At 64.4% G+C, this 16,522-nt stretch carries 14 protein-coding genes; 11 read left to right on the top strand and 3 right to left on the bottom strand.

Annotated elements, in window-relative coordinates:
• Window positions 1-15: 15 nt before the first annotated feature.
• Entirely contained in the window at window positions 16-435 is a 420-nt protein-coding gene (locus AUC68_RS14825) for a hypothetical protein (RefSeq protein ID WP_141701313.1), read from the bottom strand.
• Between the two features lie 150 nt (window positions 436-585).
• Here AUC68_RS14825 and carB point away from each other — a divergent pair, with 150 nt between their 5' ends.
• The 3 genes from carB to bla all read left to right on the top strand — a co-directional run bounded on the left by carB (window position 586) and on the right by bla (window position 5,544).
• Window positions 586-4,023: a carbamoyl-phosphate synthase large subunit gene (carB, locus tag AUC68_RS14820; RefSeq protein WP_069438360.1), complete on the top strand. Its 3,438-nt coding sequence runs from the start codon at window positions 586-588 to the stop codon at window positions 4,021-4,023.
• A gap of 91 nt (window positions 4,024-4,114) precedes the next feature.
• Window positions 4,115-4,588 (top strand): transcription elongation factor GreA, encoded by a 474-nt coding sequence (gene greA, locus AUC68_RS14815; RefSeq protein WP_069438359.1) that lies wholly within the window; start codon window positions 4,115-4,117, stop codon window positions 4,586-4,588.
• Between the two features lie 68 nt (window positions 4,589-4,656).
• Window positions 4,657-5,544, top strand: a complete 888-nt coding sequence (gene bla, locus AUC68_RS14810) for a class A beta-lactamase (RefSeq protein ID WP_069438358.1) — start codon at window positions 4,657-4,659, stop codon at window positions 5,542-5,544.
• 18 nt (window positions 5,545-5,562) lie between these two features.
• Here the strand turns inward: bla and glk are convergent, their stop codons facing one another.
• Window positions 5,563-6,540, bottom strand: a complete 978-nt coding sequence (gene glk / locus AUC68_RS14805; protein WP_069438475.1) for a glucokinase — start codon at window positions 6,538-6,540, stop codon at window positions 5,563-5,565.
• A 198-nt stretch (window positions 6,541-6,738) separates the two neighbouring features.
• On the opposite strand from glk, the gene AUC68_RS14800 reads away from it, so the two are divergent.
• The 8 genes from AUC68_RS14800 (at window position 6,739) to AUC68_RS14765 (ending at window position 15,331) form a co-directional block, all read left to right on the top strand.
• Window positions 6,739-7,086 carry a DUF2946 family protein gene (locus tag AUC68_RS14800; RefSeq protein WP_069438357.1) on the top strand — a complete coding sequence of 116 codons (348 nt, stop codon included), beginning with the start codon at window positions 6,739-6,741 and terminating at the stop codon, window positions 7,084-7,086.
• Window positions 7,087-7,180: 94 nt separating this feature from the next.
• A complete protein-coding gene (locus AUC68_RS14795) occupies window positions 7,181-8,359 on the top strand; it encodes a transporter (protein ID WP_204377053.1) in 1,179 nt (392 codons plus the stop codon).
• A 167-nt stretch (window positions 8,360-8,526) separates the two neighbouring features.
• On the top strand, window positions 8,527-8,988 hold the full coding sequence (locus tag AUC68_RS14790) for a c-type cytochrome (protein ID WP_069438356.1): 462 nt from the start codon (window positions 8,527-8,529) through the stop codon (window positions 8,986-8,988).
• 93 nt (window positions 8,989-9,081) lie between these two features.
• A complete protein-coding gene (locus AUC68_RS14785) occupies window positions 9,082-10,014 on the top strand; it encodes a LysR family transcriptional regulator (protein ID WP_069438355.1) in 933 nt (310 codons plus the stop codon).
• A gap of 149 nt (window positions 10,015-10,163) precedes the next feature.
• Window positions 10,164-10,637 (top strand): formate dehydrogenase subunit gamma, encoded by a 474-nt coding sequence (locus AUC68_RS14780; RefSeq protein ID WP_069438354.1) that lies wholly within the window; start codon window positions 10,164-10,166, stop codon window positions 10,635-10,637.
• Window positions 10,634-12,187: a formate dehydrogenase beta subunit gene (locus tag AUC68_RS14775; RefSeq protein ID WP_244500553.1), complete on the top strand. Its 1,554-nt coding sequence runs from the start codon at window positions 10,634-10,636 to the stop codon at window positions 12,185-12,187. Before AUC68_RS14780 ends, AUC68_RS14775 begins: the two co-directional genes overlap by 4 nt.
• A 10-nt stretch (window positions 12,188-12,197) precedes the next feature.
• Window positions 12,198-15,044, top strand: a complete 2,847-nt coding sequence (gene fdhF, locus AUC68_RS14770; protein WP_069438353.1) for a formate dehydrogenase subunit alpha — start codon at window positions 12,198-12,200, stop codon at window positions 15,042-15,044.
• A gap of 41 nt (window positions 15,045-15,085) precedes the next feature.
• Entirely contained in the window at window positions 15,086-15,331 is a 246-nt protein-coding gene (locus AUC68_RS14765; RefSeq protein WP_069438352.1) for a formate dehydrogenase subunit delta, read from the top strand.
• Window positions 15,332-15,532: 201 nt separating this feature from the next.
• Here AUC68_RS14765 and AUC68_RS14760 read toward each other — a convergent pair whose 3' ends face one another.
• The gene (locus tag AUC68_RS14760; RefSeq protein ID WP_069438351.1) at window positions 15,533-16,522 is read right to left on the bottom strand and encodes a PQQ-dependent catabolism-associated beta-propeller protein; all 990 of its coding nucleotides are present in this window, start codon (window positions 16,520-16,522) and stop codon (window positions 15,533-15,535) included.

Raw genomic sequence — 16,522 nt, 5'->3', positions numbered from 1 at the left:
ATGCTGCTTACGCGCCTACCGCGACCGCGCGGCATCGACCGAGAAAAGCCGATCGCGATCGCGCAGCACGAAGAGCGCCAAGATGGACCCGAGCACCGGCACCGCCGCCCAGAACAACAGACCGCGCGGGCCGGCGTCCCAAGGAAACAGGAGCTTGTCCCAGGTCGAGAGCGTCGACACCGCGTGCATCACGAGCATGGCGCCATAGGTCCAGAACCGCATGAAGCCAACCGCGAAGGCGAGGATGATGACGATCTGCACGACACCGGCGATCACGAGCGGCGAGGCCGCGAGCTCGGTGAAGTAATAGGTGGAGAAGACCCGTTGCGCGTGATCGGGCGCAATGACCTTGTCCACCGCCCATACCATGATGAATGCAGCGAAGGTCAGCCGCATAATGAGAAGACAGACTTCTAGCTTGGTGTCGCGTGGCACGTTTTCCCTCGATTGTAGTCCCGCCGCTGGAATGGGCACCATGTACGCGCCCGCACGCGCCATTGGAACCGGCCCTCACCGGCTTGTGATGCGCCGCTTGCGAGCCGACCAACTTCCGCTATAAGCGCACAGCCGAGAGCATTTCCTGTCATGCCGAAACGCGAAGACATCGAGTCCATCCTGATCGTCGGCGCCGGTCCGATCGTGATCGGCCAGGCCTGCGAGTTCGACTATTCGGGCACGCAAGCCTGCAAGGCCCTGAAGGACGAGGGCTACCGCATCATCCTCGTCAACTCGAACCCGGCCACGATCATGACGGATCCGGACCTGGCCGACGCCACCTATATCGAACCGATCACGCCAGAGTTCGTCGCGCGCATTATCGAACGCGAACGCCCGGACGCGCTGCTGCCCACCATGGGCGGCCAGACCGCGCTCAACACGGCGCTGAGCCTGCAACGCTCGGGCGTGTTGGACGAGTTCGGCGTGGAGATGATCGGCGCCAAGGCCGAGGTCATCGACAAGGCCGAAGACCGCGAACTGTTCCGCAAGGCCATGGACAAGATCGGCCTCGAATCGCCCAAGTCGCGTCTCGCCGATGCCGGCACTCTCAAGCGCGCCGACCGCGAAACCCATGCGGCCGAGGTGGCGCGCATCGAGGCGGAGCATCCAGATCCGGACGCCCGTGCCGAAGCGATGCGCGCGGTCGAGGCCGACTGGGCCCGGAACGACTCCGAACGGCGGCGGCGCTATGTGGAGCGGGGGCTGATCGAGGCGCTGGAGGCGATGCAGGACGTGGGCCTGCCCGCCATCATCCGTCCATCCTTCACGCTCGGCGGCACCGGCGGCGGCGTCGCCTATAACCGCGAAGAGTTCCTGGAGATCGTCGAACGCGGCCTCGATGCCTCGCCCACCTGCGAAGTGCTGATCGAAGAGTCGGTGCTGGGCTGGAAGGAATACGAGATGGAGGTCGTCCGCGACAAGGACGACAACTGCATCATCATCTGCTCCATCGAGAACATCGATCCGATGGGTGTGCATACGGGCGACTCGATCACCGTCGCGCCAGCGCTCACGCTCACCGACAAGGAATACCAGATCATGCGCGACGCCTCGATTGCGGTGCTGCGCGAGATCGGCGTCGAGACCGGCGGCTCCAACGTCCAGTTCGCCGTGAACCCGGACGACGGACGGCTGATCGTCATCGAGATGAACCCGCGCGTGTCGCGCTCCTCCGCGCTGGCTTCGAAGGCGACCGGCTTCCCGATCGCCAAGATCGCCGCCAAGCTCGCAGTGGGCTACACGCTGGACGAGCTCGCCAACGACATCACGGGGGGGGCGACGCCGGCCTCCTTCGAACCCACGATCGACTACGTGGTGACGAAGATCCCGCGCTTCGCTTTCGAGAAATTCCCGGGCTCGACCCCGACGCTGACCACGTCGATGAAGTCGGTCGGCGAAGCCATGGCCATCGGCCGCACTTTTCCGGAGTCGCTGCAGAAGGCGTTGCGCTCGCTCGAAACAGGCCTCACTGGCCTCGACGAGTTCCATTTCGAAGGGCTCGGCCAAGGCGAGGACAAGAACGTGATCCGCGAGGCGCTCGGCACGCCCTCGCCCGACCGCCTGCTGAAGGTTGCGCAAGCGCTGCGGCTCGGCGTCGATCACGAACAGATCTACGACAGCTGCCGCATCGATCCGTGGTTCATCCGCCAGCTTCAGGACATCATCGATACCGAGAACCGGGTGCGCGAGCACGGACTGCCGACAAGTTCCGCATCGTTCCGTACACTGAAGGCCATGGGCTTCTCGGACGAACGGCTTGCGACGCTTGCGGGCGTGACTCCGGGCGAGGTGCTGCGCGCGCGGAACGCGCTTCAAGTGCATCCGGTCTATAAGCGCATCGACACCTGCGCGGCCGAGTTCGCGTCCCCGACGGCCTATATGTACTCGACCTACGAGACCGGATTCCCGGGCGGCGAGTCGTGCGAGGCCCGGCCGTCGGACAAGGACAAGATCATCATTCTCGGCGGCGGCCCGAACCGGATCGGCCAGGGCATCGAGTTCGACTATTGCTGCTGTCACGCCGCCTTCGCGCTATCCGATGCCGGCTTCGAGACCATCATGGTCAACTGCAATCCGGAAACCGTCTCCACCGACTACGACACCTCCGACCGGCTCTATTTCGAACCGCTCACGGAAGAGGACGTGCTGGAGATCGTGCGGAAGGAGCAGACCAACGGCACGGTCAAAGGCGTCATCGTGCAGTTCGGCGGGCAGACCCCACTGAAGCTCGCAGCGGCGCTCGAAGAGGCCAACGTCCCCATTCTCGGCACCTCGCCCGACGCCATCGATCTGGCGGAAGACCGCGACCGCTTCAAGGCGTTGATCGAGCGGCTCGGTCTGCGGCAGCCGAACAACGGCATCGCACGCTCGGAAACAGAGGCCATCGCGATCGCCAAGCAGATCGGTTTCCCGGTCGTGATCCGCCCCTCCTATGTGCTGGGTGGACGGGCCATGGAGATCGTCCACGACGAGGCGCAGCTCGAACGCTACATCGCCGAGGCTGTGGTGGTCTCAGGCAAGAGCCCCGTGCTGCTCGATTCTTATTTGCGCGATGCGATCGAAGTGGACGTGGATGCGCTGGCCGACGGCAAAGACGTCTTCGTCTGCGGCGTGATGGAGCATATCGAGGAAGCGGGCGTCCATTCCGGCGACAGCGCCTGCTCGCTCCCGCCCCATTCCTTGAAGCCGGCCATCGTCACGGAGCTGGAGCGGCAAGCCGGGGAGCTGGCGCGCGCGCTCAACGTGGTCGGCCTGATGAACATCCAGTTCGCCATCCAGAACGACGACATCTACATCCTGGAAGTCAATCCGCGCGCCTCGCGCACGGTGCCCTTCGTCGCCAAGGTGATCGGCAGACCGATCGCGGGTATCGCCTCCGAGGTGATGGCGGGGAAGCCGGTCGAAGCCTTCGGCCTGACCCCGGCCAAACTCGACCATATCGCCGTGAAGGAGGCGGTCTTCCCCTTCGCGCGGTTCCCGGGCGTCGATCCGGTGCTGGGACCGGAGATGCGCTCGACCGGTGAGGTCATGGGGATCGACCGCGACTTCGCCGTCGCCTTCGCCAAGAGCCAGCTCGGCGGGGGCGCGAAACTGCCGCTGGCGGGAACCGTGTTCGTGTCGGTGAAGGATCTCGACAAGGACAAGCTTCTCGTACCGGTGCGCACCATGATCGACATGGGTTTTCGGATCGTCGCGACACGGGGCACCCAGCGCCATCTTGCCGCACATGGGATCGACTGCCAGAGGGTCAACAAGGTCCTGGAAGGGCGCCCGCACATCGTCGATGCCATTACCAATGGCGAAATCGACATCGTCTTCAACACGACGGAGGGGGCCAAGGCGCTGGCGGACTCCATGTCGATCCGCCGCTCGGCCTTGCTGAACCACATTCCTTACTATACAACCCTCGCCGGCGCGTTGGCCGCTACCGAGGCGATTAGAGCCTTGCGCGCAGGCAGCCTGACCGTCGCCCCGCTCCAAAGCTATGTTGGCCAGGGCCCTGAAGAGCCCGCCCAAGAGCTTTAGAAAACGGTCAAAATCAACAGATTCTTGACTTCGCCGGGTCACTTCCTTGACAGTATTGTCATGGGGGACCCCCTAAGGAGTTTGAACGGATATGGAAAAGGTGCCGATGACCGCAGAGGGCTATACGTCCCTCGAGGCCGAGATCAAGAATCTCAAGACCGCCGAGCGGCCGCGGATCATCAAGTTGATCGCCGAAGCGCGCTCCCACGGAGATCTGTCGGAGAACGCGGAGTACCATGCGGCCAAGGAGCTGCAGGGCATTACCGAAGCGCGCATCGCCGACCTTGAGGACAAGCTCAGCCGCGCCGACATCATCGATGTGTCCAAGCTCAAGGGCGATCAGGTCAAGTTTGGCGCCACGGTGACGCTGATCGACGAAGATACCGAGGACAAGGTCAAGTACCGCATCGTTGGCGAGATCGAGGGTAACGTGAAGGAGGGCAAGATCTCCATCACCTCCCCGATCGCACGCGCCCTGCTCGGCAAGCGCAAGAACGACGTGGTCGAAGTGTCGACGCCCGGCGGCGGCAAGTCCTACGAGATCGTCAAGGTCGAGTACAAATAGACCGACCGATCCGGGGCTCGCACGGCCGGAATCTTTCTTCTGCCGATATGTGCACGTAAGTGAACCCTATGTTCTCGCGCCGCATGTTTGTCGCGGGCGCCTCCGCGGCCTTGACCTATGCCTTGCTGCCAGGTGGCCGGCCCGTTCGCGCGGACGCCACGCCCGGCGCCGCGCTGACACGCCGGTTCTCGGAGATCGAGACGGCGGTGGGTGGCCGGCTGGGCGTCGCGGTTTCGGATCCCGGAACCGGCCTTGCGGCAGAGCTCCACGGCGATGAGCGTTTTCCCATGTGCAGCACGTTCAAGCTGCTTGCGGTCGCCGCAGTCTTGAACCGGGTGGACAAGGGCGAGGAGACTCTCTCGCGCGAGGTGCCCGTGCCGAAAAGCGCGATCCTGTCCTATGCGCCGGTCACCGAGAAACATGCCGGGGGCGTCCTATCCCTGTCGGATCTGTGCGCGGCGGCGATGGTTTGGAGCGACAACACGGCGGCCAATCTCGTGCTCGAGACGGTCGGCGGGCCCGAGGCGGCAACCGCGTATGTGCGCTCCCTCGGCGACGACGTCACGCGGATGGACCGCATGGAGCCGGCGCTCAACGATGTCGGCCCCGGCGAGGTCCGAGACACCACGACACCCAACGCCATGCTGGGCAATCTCGACAAGCTCTTCGTGGGCGATGCGCTTTCGCCCCTCTCCCGGGACCTGCTGACCGAATGGTTCGTCGGCTGCAAGACGGGCACGGCGCGCCTGAGGGCGGGACTTCCGGAGACCTGGCGCGTGGGCGACCGGACGGGAACCGGCCCGCACGGCACGAGCAACGATGTGGCCGTGGCCTGGCCGACCGGGCCCGATCCCATTCTGATCGCCGCCTTCCTCACCGGCTCCAAGGCCGACGAAACGGAACGCGATGCGGCCCTGGCCGATGTGGGCGAGGCGATCGCGTCCGCTGTGAGCTGAACGCCGCCGAGCCGAACGCTAGGCGGCGTTGGCGAGCTTGGTCCGCAGGCCGGCCGCCGCGCCCTTCAAGCCCGGGTAGTCGCTGACGATCACGTGGATCGGGATCGCCTCCACATAAGGCTTCATGCGGCCCTTGCGCTCGAACTCCTCCCGAAAATCGGCCTGCTCAAGCCGGGGCAGCATTTTCGGCGCGATGCCACCACCGATATAGACCCCGCCGCGGGCGCCGAAGGCCAGCGCCATGTCGCCGGCGAAGCGTCCGAGCCAGCGCACGAAGAAGTCCAGGGCTTCCGTGGCCATGTCGTCCTCGCCGCCGATGGCCATCTGCTCGACCTCCTTGGGCGAAAACGCCATGTCGCTGAAGCCGTAAGACGCGGCAATCGCCTGATAGATGTCGGCAAGGCCCGGTCCCGACAGCGCACGCTCCACCGAAAGGCGCTCGAGGCCCTTGCGCATGCGCTCAAGGATCGCCAGTTCGCGCTCGTTTTCGGCCGGAAAGGTCTGATGTCCCCCCTCGCCCGGTACCGGCACCCAGCCGGACGGCGACCAGACGAGGCCCGCAACGCCGAGGCCCGTCCCGGGCCCGAGCACGACTTTGGGGGCCCGATCTACAGCTGCCCCGCCGCCAAGCGCGTGGAGTTCGTCGTCACCCAGAACGGGAAGCGCGTAAGGCTGCGCCTCGAAGTCGTTGAACACATAGGCGGCGTCGAGCCCCGCCTCTTGGGCGAGCGTGCTTTGCTTGAAGGTCCAGACCGCGTTCGTGAACTTGACGGTGTCTTCCCGCAACGGCGCTGCCACGGCGAGGCCCGCATGCGCAATTTTCTCCGGCGCGTCCTTGAGATAGGCCCGCATGGCAGCCGCGAGGGTGGCGTGCTCGGCCGTCGGAAAGGTCCGGATGTCCGCCAGCTTGAGCGTGGCCAGATCGGCGATGGCGAAGCGCGCGTTGGTGCCGCCGATATCGGCGACAAGAGCGTGCGTCGGGCTGGTCTTCGTCATGGCGTTGGGCACTCGAGACGTCTGCGAATTGAGATCGGGGTCGTGGAAACGGCGATCGCGGCACGCCGCGCTAGTCCTTTTAGCGCGGGCCCGCGAGATGTTCCCCCGCTCTTATGCCTTTTCCCCACGTTAGGATATGATTAATAATGCGGCATGGGATTGGGGGATTTCCATAGGACTCGCCGATTTGCGGGCGCCTTGGCGCTCCTGGGCGTTTTGCTGTTTACGGCGCTGGTGCCCGGCCACGTCGTGTCGCAGGCGACGGCGTTCGCGTTCGGCGACGACGGCCTGACCTTCGAAATGTCCTGCCACCGGGGCGCGGCCATGCAGGACGCCGGGCACCGCCCGGACACCCCCGACACCCCGCAGAAGAAATGCCCGTTCTGTAAGGGCTATGCGGCCTTCATGGTCGCGCTGGCCGCCGCGCCGGTCACCGCCATGATCGACGCCGAACGCGTCCGCATCGCCACCTGGGCGATGAACGAGGGCGCGGTCCGGCAGGTTGCCAAACACACCAAGAGCCGCGGCCCGCCCACCCTCCTCTGACGACTTGATTTTCCAGCGCCGTTGCACCGGCCCCTAAGGGGGCCCTGTGCCGGGGCCACTGGATCGCATCGATTCAACAGAGGACTTCGAAACAATGTTCGACCACGCTCACGCGCGAAAGCGCCATACGTGGCTGGCGCTCGCCGCGGCCACCGCCGTTCAGACGCTGGCCTTCACCGCGGCAGCCGATTCCACCCTGCCCGCCGGCACCAGCTACGACATGATCTACGAGGACGGCACGTTCAAACATGCTCCGCGCGCCGATGCCCACGGCCCGATCGGCGTCATGGGCGACCACCGCCACCATCAAGGCGAGCTCATGCTCTCCTACCGCTACATGAATATGTGGATGGAAGGGAACAAGATCGGCTTGGACGATGTCTCGCCCGACAAGATCGTGACGACCGTACCGAACCGGTTCGCCGGTCTGCCCATGCAGCCCCCGACGCTGCGGGTGGTCCCGACCGAAATGAACATGAACATGAACATGTTCGGGGCCATGTACGGTCTGACGGACCGGGTGACGCTCAACGTGATGCTGCCCTATATCGACAAGGACATGACTCACATCACCTACAAGGGCGGCATGGGAACGACGCAGCTCGGCCGGTTCAGTACCAGCACCGACGGCGTCGGCGATCTGTCGTTCGGCGGCATCATCGGTCTTTACGACTCGAAGACCGAGGACAGCGAGCAGCATTTGAACCTGCTCATGAGCCTCAGCGCGCCGACCGGGTCCATCACTGAAAAGGGCCGCATCCTGACCCCGATGGGTGCGACGCCGATCGTGCGCCTGCCCTATGCCATGCAGCTCGGGTCGGGCACGTGGGACCTGCTGCCGGGGATCGTCTACACGACCCGCACGGGCAATCTGTCGTTCGGGGCCCAGTACCGGGGCAATTTCCGCCTGGAAGACGAGAACGCCGAGGGCTACCGGCTGGGCAATCTGCACCAGGCGACCGGTTGGGCCGCCTATGAATGGGCTCCCTGGGTCAGCACATCGCTCCGGGTAGCGTATCAAAGCCTCGGAGAAATCGACGGCATAGACCTCGACATCGTGGCGCCCGTGCAGACCGCCAATCCCGACTTCTATGGCGGGGACCGGGCGGACCTTCTGCTCGGCGTCAACCTGATCGGCCAGAAGGGCATCACGTGCGGCCACCGCCTCGCGGCGGAGTTCGGCGTGCCCTTCTACCAGCGGCTCAACGGTCCGCAATTGGAGACCGACTACACCTTCACGGTGGGCTGGCAGAAGACGCTCGGGGACTGCTGATACGGGTCCCGATCACACAGGCGTGACGTCGTGCAATCTTCCTGAGACCCTTCACTTTCCCTAGTCTGGCGAGTGGGAGTCTCAGGGACCCTTTTTGGGTGACGCTTACCCGGCGTGCGTGTTCGCTGGGACCGTCGCCAACCCTTACACTTGCTCGGGAGTGATTCATGATTTCGAAGCTGGCTCAAATCGTTGCGGTTTTCTCTTTGGTGTTCCTGCCCTTCGCGCTCGCGGCCCACGAGGAAGCGACGGGCGTCGTCAAGGAACGCATGGACGTGATGGACACCCAGAAGGACGCAATGAAGGTCCTCGGCGACATGGCCAAGGGCAAGGTGCCGTTCGACGCGGCAAAGGCAGCCGCCGCGGCAGCGGAGATCGAGACCACGGCGGCCAAGATCCCCGAGCTCTTTCCGGAAGGCACGGTCGGACACCCGAGCGAAGCCAAGCCTGAAATCTGGACCCAATGGGACAAGTTCACCGGCGATGCGGAGGGGCTGGAAACGGCGGCCGCGGCGCTGAAGACCGCGTTGGAGGGCGACGCGCCGGAATGGCAGGCCAAATTCAAGGGCGTGGTCGATGCCTGCAAGACCTGCCACAAGACGTTCCGGGCCGAAAAGAAGAAGAAGTAGGGCAAGCCACTTCAAAGGTTGCTGTGACGGCGTGCTGGCCCCACTATCGGCCTTGGCTGCGGAACGAGAATTGGGGCCCGCCCCCGGCACGGCATGATCGATAAGCTCGAGTTTCTCATCACGCTCTCGCGGGAGCGGCATTTTGGGCACGCCGCGGAAAGCTGCGGCGTGAGCCAACCCACGTTTTCCGCCGGAATCAAGCAGCTGGAGGACACGCTCGGCGTGCTTCTGGTCGAACGCGGGTCGCGCTTTCGCGGGTTCACGCCCGAGGGAGAGCGCGTGCTGGACTGGGCCCGGCGGATCGTATCCGACACACGGGCCATGCGGCAGGAAATCGACGCTCTCAAGCATGGTCTTGCGGGACATTTGCGGATCGCAGCGATCCCGACGGCCCTGCCCATCGTGGCCATGCTGACCACGCCCTACCAGGCCCATCATCCGGACGTGCGCTTCACCATTCACTCCCGGACCTCGATCGAGGTCTTGAGCATGCTGGAAAATCTCGAGGTGGACGCCGGCCTGACCTATCTGGACAACGAACCGTTGGGCCGCGTGCAGTCCGTTCCGCTCTACACCGAGTACTACCGCCTGCTCGCTTCAAGCGAGGGCCCGTTGGCGGACCGGGAGAGCGTCACCTGGCAGGAGGTCGGCCACATGCCCCTCTGCCTCCTGACGCCCGACATGCAGAATCGCCGGATCATCGATGCTCAACTGCACGAGGCGGGCGTCGATATCGTCCCGAGGCTGGAATCGGACTCGGTCATCGTCCTCATTGCCCATGTCCGCACCGGAAAATGGACGAGCGTCATGCCGGCGCGGCTGGCGGAGGTGCTGGGGGTCACCAAGAACGTGCGTGCCATCCCGATCGTCGATCCGGTTGTCACACACTCGATCGGGTTGGTGGTACCACACCGCAACCCGCTGACTCCGCTGATAAATGCCCTCGTGGTGGAGGCCAAGCAGCTGGCGCCCGTCCTGGAGGGCATTGCCGCGGTGAAAACGCCGCCCGAGACCCTCGAGGTCTAGCGATTGAGAAAACCACCGGGACAACTGCATCGCGGACGGCTATACCCATGAGCTCAATCAGGAATCCCGATCCCCCAACGGACTTCCTTTATTGATTTCATATGGGGATATGTCCATCTTGGACATGGCTCAAAAAACGTTGCTGGGCAATGCCAAAATACGAAACATGGAACCCTGAGCGCGCGGTAGAAATCATCGCGGAGCATCAGGATCAAAGAGGCGCGACACTACCGATCCTCCATGCGCTGCAGGAGGTCTTCGGGTGCGTCCCGCTGGACGCGGAACCCTTGATTGCCGACGCCCTCAATATCACACGGGCCGAAGTGCATGGCTGCGTGACATTTTACCACGACTTCCGGCGCGAACCGCCCGGACGCCGCACTCTCAAGATATGCCTTGCGGAGTCCTGTCAGGCCGCCGGCGTGCGTGCGCTGGAGAGCCGCGCCAAAGAGAAGCTCGGGGTCGAGATGGGCGGGACCACAGCCGACGCCCGCGTGACCCTGGAGCCCGTTTATTGCTTGGGGCTTTGCCATTCGTCTCCGGCTGTGATGCTGGACAAGGACGTCTACGCAGGCCTTGACGAGGAGCGGCTCGACGAGCTGCTCAAGGAGGCCCAGTCGTGACTCGCATCTATATTTCCCGCGATTCCGGCGCGCTGGCTCTCGGCGCGGAAGCCGTCGTCAAGCGCTTCGAGAAAGAGGCCAAGGAGCGCGGCCTGGACCTTGAGATCGTGCGGAACGGATCGCGCGGCATGTATTGGCTGGAGCCGCTGGTCGAGGTCGAAACCGACCAGGGCCGCGTGGGCTACGGCCCGGTGCGGGCCTCCAAGGTCGACGATTTGATCGATGCCGGCATGCTCGAGGGCAAGCCGCACAAGAAATGCATCGGTGTCGTGGACGACTATCCCTGGTTCAAGAACCAGACGCGCCTCACCTTCGCCCGGGTCGGCACGACCGATCCGCGGTCCCTGGAGGATTACCAGGCCCATGGCGGTTACGCGGGCCTCAAGAAGGCCCTCGAAGTGGGCCCCGACGGCATTATCGAGGAGGTTCTGGCCTCCGGCCTGCGCGGCCGCGGCGGCGCCGGCTTCCCCACCGGAATCAAGTGGCGCACGGTCGCCGATTGCCCGCCCCAGCAGAAATACATCGTCTGCAACGCCGACGAGGGCGACAGCGGCACCTTCGCGGACCGCATGATCATGGAAGGCGATCCCTTCGTGCTGATCGAGGGCATGACCATCGCCGGCATCGCCGTGGGCGCGACCTACGGCTACATCTACCTGCGCTCCGAGTATCCCCATGCCAGCGTCGCCCTGCGCGCGGCGATCGATGCGGCGCGCAACGCGGGCCTCTCGGCGACAACGTGGCGGGCTCGGGCTACGCCTTCGACATGGAGGTCCGCGACGGCGGGGCGCTATGTCTGCGGCGAGGAGACCTCGCTGCTCGACAGCCTCGAAGGCAAGCGGGGCGAAGTGCGCGCCAAGCCGCCGCTTCCCGCTCATGTCGGCCTGTTCGGCCAGCCCACCATCATCAACAACGTGCTGTCGCTCGCGACCGTGCCGATCATCATGGACAAGGGCGGTCAGTATTATCATGACTTCGGCATGGGCCGTTCTCGCGGCACGATGCGAATCCAGCTCGCCGGCAACATCAAGCATGGCGGCCTCTACGAGACGGCCTTCGGCATTACGCTCGGCGAACTCGTGGACGACATCGGCGGCGGCACCTATTCGGGCCGTCCGGTACGCGCGGTTCAGGTCGGCGGCCCGCTCGGCGCCTATTTCCCGCGCGACCTGTTCGACACGCCGTTCGACTACGAAGCCTTCGCAGCGCGCGACGGGCTGATCGGCCACGCTGGCGTGGTCGTGTTCGACGACACGGTCGACATGGCCAAGCAGGCGCATTTCGCCATGGAGTTCTGCGCCATCGAATCGTGCGGCAAGTGCACGCCCTGCCGGATCGGTTCGGCCCGCGGCATGGAGGTGATCGACAAGATCGTCGCCGACGAGGACCGGGCGGAAAACTTGGAGATCCTGGAAGATCTCTGCAATACGATGAAGCTTGGCTCCCTCTGCGCGCTCGGAGGGTTTGCCCCCTATCCCGTGATGAGCGCCTTAACCCATTTCCCCGAAGATTTCGGCGCCGACAAGAAGCGCCTCGAGGCCGCTGAGTGAGGAATATCCGATGCCTTTGAACCCGGAAATCGACTACGGAACCCCCCAATCGAAGTCAGAGAAGCTTGTCACCCTGACCATCGACGGAACCGAAGTAACCGTTCCGGAGGGAACCTCCATCATGCGCGCGGCGATGGAGCTCGGCACGCAGATCCCCAAACTCTGCGCCACGGACATGCTGGACTCGTTCGGCTCCTGCCGGCTCTGCCTCATCGAGATCGAGGGCCGCAACGGAACGCCGGCCTCCTGCACCACGCCGGTCGGCGAGGGCATGGTGGTCAAGACGCAGACGGACCGCTTGAAGCGGCTCCGCAAAGGCGTGATGGAGCTCTATATCTCCGAGCATCCGCTGGACTGCCTCACCTGCTCGGCCAATGGCGATTGCGAATTGCAGGACATGGCGGGCGCCGTGGGCCTGCGCGACGTGCGCTACGGTTATGACGGTAAGAAGCACCCGAATCCGGGCATCGACGCCTCGAACCCCTATTTCACCTACGAACCCGCCAAGTGCATCGTGTGCTCGCGCTGCGTGCGCGCCTGCGAGGAGGTGCAAGGCACCTTCGCCCTGACGATCGCCAATCGCGGCTTCGGGTCGGTGGTGTCGCCTTCGATGGAAGAGAGCTTCCTGGACTCCGAATGCGTGTCCTGCGGCGCCTGTGTCCAGGCCTGCCCGACGGCGACGCTGAACGAGAAATCGGTGATCGAGATCGGCACGCCCGACACGGCCACCGTGACGACCTGTGCCTATTGCGGCGTGGGCTGCTCCTTCCGGGCCGAGATGCGCGGCGATGAGCTGGTGCGCATGATCCCGCAAAAGGAAGGCAAGGCCAATCGCGGCCATTCCTGCGTGAAGGGCCGCTTCGCCTATGGCTACGCGCACCACAAGGACCGCATCACCAAACCGATGATCCGCGAGAAGATCACCGATCCGTGGCGGGAGGTCTCCTGGGAAGAAGCCATCCAGCACACCGTGTCGGAGTTCAAGCGCATCCAGGCCAAATACGGCCAGAGCTCGATCGGCGGCATCACCTCGTCCCGCTGCACCAATGAAGAGACCTTCCTGGTGCAGAAGCTGATCCGCGCCGGGTTCGGCAACAACAATGTCGATACCTGCGCCCGCGTATGCCACTCGCCGACGGGATACGGCCTGAAGACCACCTACGGCGAGAGCGCCGGCACCCAGGACTTCGACTCCGTCGAGGACACCGACGTGATCCTGGTGATCGGGGCGAACCCGACCGACGGCCATCCGGTCTTCGCCTCGCGCATGAAGAAGCGCCTGCGCGAGGGCGCGAAGCTGATCGTCGTCGATCCCCGCAGGATCGACCTGGTCGAGTCGCCGAACGTGAAGGCCAATTACCATCTGCCCTTGAGGCCCGGCACGAACGTCGCCGTGCTCACCTCGCTGGCACATGTCATCGTCACCGAGGGCCTGGTGAACGAGCAATTCGTCCGCGAGCGCTGCGAGTGGGACGAGTTCGAGGACTGGGCCCGCTTCGTCGCCGACCCGCGTCACGCGCCAGAAGAAGTCGAGAAACTGTCGGGCGTTCCCGCAGACCTTATCCGCAAGGCCGCGCGGCTCTACGCGACGGGCGGCAACGCGGCCATCTATTACGGCCTCGGCGTCACCGAGCACAGCCAAGGCTCGACCACGGTCATGGCCATCGCCAACCTCGCCATGGCGACCGGCAATATCGGCCGCAAGGGCGTGGGCGTGAATCCCTTGCGCGGTCAGAACAATGTGCAGGGCTCCTGCGACATGGGCTCCTTCCCGCACGAACTGCCCGGTTACCGGCACGTGTCCGAAACCGCGACGCTGGAGCTGTTCGAGTCGCTTTGGGGCCGTCCGCTCCTCAACGAGCCGGGCCTGCGCATTCCCAACATGATCGATGCCGCGCTGGATGGGTCGTTCAAGGGCATCTACATTCAGGGCGAGGACATCCTGCAGTCCGATCCCAACACCCAGCACATGGCCGCGGGGCTTGCCGCGATGGAATGCGTGGTGGTGCAGGATCTGTTCCTGGTCGAGACCGCCAACTACGCTCACGTGTTCCTGCCGGGTTCGACCTTCCTCGAGAAGAACGGCACCTTCACCAACGCGGAGCGCCGTATCCAGCGCGTGCGTAAGGTGATGGCGCCGATGAACGGCTACGAGGACTGGGAGATCACCCAGATGCTGTCCAATGCGCTGGGCTACCCCATGCACTACGATCATCCGTCCCAGATCATGGACGAGATCGCACGCCTGACCCCGACCTTCACGGGCGTCTCCTACGAGAAGCTCGACGAGCTGGGTTCGGTGCAGTGGCCCTGCAACGACGAGGCGCCGGAAGGCACCCCGATCATGCACACCGAGACCTTCACGCGCGGCAAGGGCAAGTTCGTCGTCACCGAATACGTGGCGACCGACGAGAAGACGGGCCCGCGCTTCCCGCTGCTTCTCACCACGGGCCGCATCCTGTCCCAATACAATGTCGGCGCGCAGACGCGGCGCACCGAGAACGTGGTCTGGCACGAAGAGGACCGGCTGGAGATCCATCCCTTCGACGCCGAGACCCGCGGTGTCCGCGACGGCGACTTCGTGAAGATCACGAGCCGGGCCGGCGAGACGAGCTTGCGGGCGCTGATCACCGAGCGTGTGGCGCCGGGCGTGGTCTACACCACGTTCCACCATCCGACGACGCAGGTGAACGTGGTGACGACCGAGTACTCCGACTGGGCTACGAACTGCCCCGAATACAAGGTCACGGCCGTTCAGGTCGCGCCGAGCAACGGGCCGTCCGAGTGGCAGGAAGAGTATGAGGAGCTGTCGAAGGCGGCACGCCGTATCGCCGAACCTTTGGTGGCAGCGGAGTAGTCGTCCGCGCCTCGCCACGCACAACGGAAAGCCTTGCGTTCATGAAGCCCGAAAATCTCGTCTACATGGCGAACCAGATCGGTAAGTTCTTCCAGTATCAGAAGAAGGACGAAATCGTTCCGGGAATTGCTAGTCATATCAAGAAGTTCTGGGACCCGCGCATGCGCGAGGCGATCTTCGCCTATATCGATCAAGGCGGAGACGGGCTCGACCCGTACGTGAAAGAGGCGATCCTTCACCTGAAGGAAGTCAAGAACCCAGCGGAAACGAGCTTCCAGGGCACCTAGCGCGCCGGGCGCTAGGGCCCCGAGCCGGCGGTCTCCTTATCGGTCCGCCGAGACGGGCGGTACCACCCCTTCCCTCATCCAGCGTTGCGGTGCCTGCGCAGCGTCGCGCCAGCATGGTGGCAAACGCCGCCATGAGAAAACGGCCGCCCCAGGCGATGGGACGGCCGCTCACAGCGTTTCTAATCTGTTGGGCGTAAGCCTCTACGCGCCAGGCTTGCCGGGCATCACGGCGACGCCCCAGGGAAGACGTCCCACGGGGACGGACTTCGTTGCCTTCAGCGAGTCGAGGTCGATGATGGTCATGTCGTTGGTCAGGCCGTTGGCGACGTAGTAGCTCTTGCCGTCGGCGCTCGGCTCACCGTGCCAGGGACGCTGTCCGACCAGGATATAGTCGACGACCTCCTTCTTGGCGGTGTCGATGACCGCCACGCGGTTCGACGGCCCAAGCGGCACCATCATCAGCGTGCCGTCCTTCACGAAGTCCATGCCGACCGGCTGAAGCTGCTCGGGGCGGACGCCGGGGACCTCGAAGGTGATCTTCTTAGTGATCTCCCAAGTCTCCGGGTCGATCACGGCGACCGTACCGCCGACCTCCGAGGAGACCCACAGCTCCTTGCCGTCCTTGGTCCACTTGGCCTCGCGCGGCCGGGAGTCGACCAGGACATTGGCCACGAGCTGCTGGGACGCATTCTCGATGATATGCGCCATGCTCGTGCTCTCGGAGGTGGCCGCGGTGTACTTGTTGTCCGGGCTCACGGCCATGCCTTCGGGCTCGACGCCCACCGGCACTTCGGCCAGCACGTCGCCGCTGGCGACGTCCATGATGGTGACCATGCTGTCGTCTTCGTTGGCGATGTAGATGATCTTGCCATCCGGGTCGACGTCCATCAGCTCCGGATCGGGACCGCTCTCGAGCTGCCGCGTGATCTCCAGGGTGTTGGTGTCGATGACATCGATGATGTCGCCATCGCCGGCGGCCACGAACAATTCCTTGAAGTCCGGGCCCAGAATGATGCCGCGCGGACGCCGCGCCGTCTCGATCGTCTTAATCACCTCCATCGTGTCGCCGTCCAGGACCGTGATCGTATTGTCCTTCTCGTTGGAGACGAAGATCGTCTCAGCATGGGCTACACCCGCGGCGCCCAAAAACAGGGTCGTCGCGCAAGTAATGGCAAGGTTGGTGCGTTTCAT

Origin of the sequence: Methyloceanibacter methanicus, assembly GCF_001723285.1 — a bacterium.
Classification (GTDB): Bacteria; Pseudomonadota; Alphaproteobacteria; order Rhizobiales; family Methyloligellaceae; genus Methyloceanibacter; species Methyloceanibacter methanicus.
This window is presented reverse-complemented; position numbering and strand designations above follow the sequence as displayed.